Origin of the sequence: Clostridium sp. CAG:43 (assembly GCF_000434655.1) — a bacterium.
Classification (GTDB): Bacteria; Bacillota; Clostridia; order Lachnospirales; family Lachnospiraceae; genus Otoolea; species Otoolea fessa.
Genome location: NZ_FR895045.1, coordinates 8,194 through 10,762 on the forward strand (window position 1 = coordinate 8,194; position 2,569 = coordinate 10,762).

Sequence of the window (2,569 nt, forward strand, 5' to 3'; positions counted from 1 at the left end):
GATGATTTCCCAGATTTATGAGAAAAATGCAGAGTATCAGGATGCCAAGGATATTTTATTGCTGGCATATGAGAGAGCGCCGCTTGGAAAGGGGCTTTTATATAAGCTGACTGACCTTGCATTGCGTGAAAATAATATTCAGGAGGCAGAGGCATATTACCGGGAGTTCTGTGAGCTGTCCGGCGATGACCCGCGCCAGTACCTGCTTCGTTTTCTGATTCTGGAGGCGAAGGATGCGCCGTTAGAGCAGCAGATCAATTCTCTGGAGAGATATTGTCAGGAAGAGCTGGATGAGAAATGGCTGTACCACCTGGCAGAGCTTTATCATCAGGCGAACCAGGCGGACGACTGTGTGCGGATCTGCGACAAGATCATGCTGATGTTCGGTCTTGGCAAATATGTGGACAAGGCAATGGAACTGAAACTTCAGTATGCGCCGCTGACGAAATATCAGATGGATCTGGTGGAAAACCGCGAGAAGTACGAAGAGAAGCTGCGTGCGGTGGAAGAAGAGTACAAGAACGGTACATACCGCAAGCCAGAGCCGGAAGGAGAGTATCTGGATACGGATGAGCCGGAGGCAGAGCTGGACGACGAACCGGAGAATGAGCCGGAGGGACAGCCAGAGCAGGCAGAGCCAGAAGAGAAGGCTGGAAAACCGAAAGCTGAGACAAAACCGGCGGACGAGAAAGTAGAAAAGGCGGCGCTGGACGAGGATGTAGTAGCAAGCCTTCATGAAGCACAGGCGGAAGAAGCGCTGGCAAAAGAAGTGTCCAAGATCAAGCCTTACGATGAGGAAGAGGGCGCATCTGAAGGGGAGACACGTGTTTTCAGGAATCTCCGCGACCTGGAACCGGCAGAGGCAGAGGAAAAGAGTGAGGAAGCTCCGATTCATGAATTTGAAGAGGAAGAGGAAACCATAGTGGAAGACTGGGATTTCGAACCGGAAGAGGAAGAAGAGGAGATCAAGGAATCGAATCATCTGATGATCGAGGCGGAAGATCCGGCAGCCGGTCTTGCGATGGCACTTGATTCCCTGAAAAAGATTCACCGCGAGCTGGGGACCAAGCATCCGGTTGCCAAGATCAGCGGCGCAAACCTTTCCCATCGCGGCATCGCATCGGTGGCGGAGCGCCTGGCAGGCAAGGATCTGGTGGTCGAGCATGCGGCCGATCTGGACGATTTGACGGTGGAAGAGCTGGAAGAACTGATGACACAGGATGAAACCGGCATGGTCGTTGTTCTGATTGATACGCAGGCACGTTTAGAGCAGATGCACCGCGCATATCCGGCATTAGCAGAGCGTTTTCAGTATATCGGCTGTGAAAACCAGAAAGACGATGCAGCGAAGCTGGCACAGGCGCGCGAGGAAGAGCTGAAACGCCAGCAGGCGCAGCAGGAAGCAGAAGCAGCCAGAAAACGCCAGGCAGAGCGTGAAGCGGAGATCCGCCGTCAGGCAGAAAAAGAGGCAGAGGAAAAACGCAGACAGCAGGAAGCAGCAGCCCGCCGTGAGGAAGAAGAGCGCGCCAAGGCAGAAGCACAGGCGCTGGCAGCCAAAGAGGCAGAAGAAGCGCGTAAAGCGGAGGAAGATCGCCGTCTGGCAGAGCGACAGAGAGAAGAACTGCGCCGTCAGGAAGAGGCAAGACGCGATGACGAGCCGGAGTATGAAGACGAAGAAGAGCGCTACGAGAAGGACGAATATGAGCCGGAGGATGATTATGCGCGTGGCGGCTATCGTGATGATTATAAGGACGATTACAAAGACAGCTATAAAGACGAACGCGAGGACGACGAGTATTCCAATTATCCAGAGGATGAGCCGGAAGAGAAACCGTCCAAAAAGTCCGGCGATATGGATGTTGAGGAGTTTGTTCAGTATGCCTGCAAATATGCATCGGAGATCGACTGCAGTATTTCGGGAAAGAGCATGCTGGCTCTGTACGAGCGCGCTGAGATGATGGAGGAGGACGGAGAACCGCTTACCAAGACAAGTGCCGAAGATTTGATCGAGGAAGCTGCAGATAAGGCGGAGAAGAAATCCTTCAGCGGACTGTTCTCATCGAAATATGATAAGGATGGACTTCTGATTCTGAAAGAGAAGCATTTCTTTGATTAATTAAAACAATTCGAGAAATTTTAAAATTAAAACTAATTAGTAAAAGAGAGCGCTGCGGGGGAATGCTTCCCGGCAGCGTTTTCTGGTAGTGGACAGTAAAAAGAGATACGGGAGAGAAAGATGGGAACACGGTTAATAGCCCTCGATTTAGATGGGACACTGTTAAATGAAAAAATGCACGTGTCGGAAAAAACAAGACAGGTGATGGAACTGTGTGCGCAGCGGGGGATTGAGATTGTTCCGGCGACCGGGCGCGCGCTCCCGGCAGTGCCAGAGGAGGTTTTGAGCCTGCCGGGCGTCCACTATGGCATATTTACAAATGGGGCGGTCGTCCGGGATTTCGGGAAAAATACCTGGGTGTCGGAAAGCTGCCTGAGCTGGGAAGAGACGATCCGGGTGATTGAGGTGCTGCGCCGGCATCCGGTTATTTACGATATGTATGTATCGGAGGGC

The 2,569-nt window shown here is 52.3% G+C and carries 2 protein-coding genes; both read left to right on the forward strand.

Annotated features, from left to right (window positions below):
- On the forward strand, positions 1–2,116 hold a 2,116-nt coding region (locus QVO97_RS03695), incomplete at its 5' end, for a hypothetical protein (protein ID WP_022359052.1).
- A 120-nt stretch (positions 2,117–2,236) separates the two neighbouring features.
- On the forward strand, positions 2,237–2,569 hold a 333-nt coding region (locus tag QVO97_RS03700), incomplete at its 3' end, for an HAD family hydrolase (protein ID WP_288188828.1).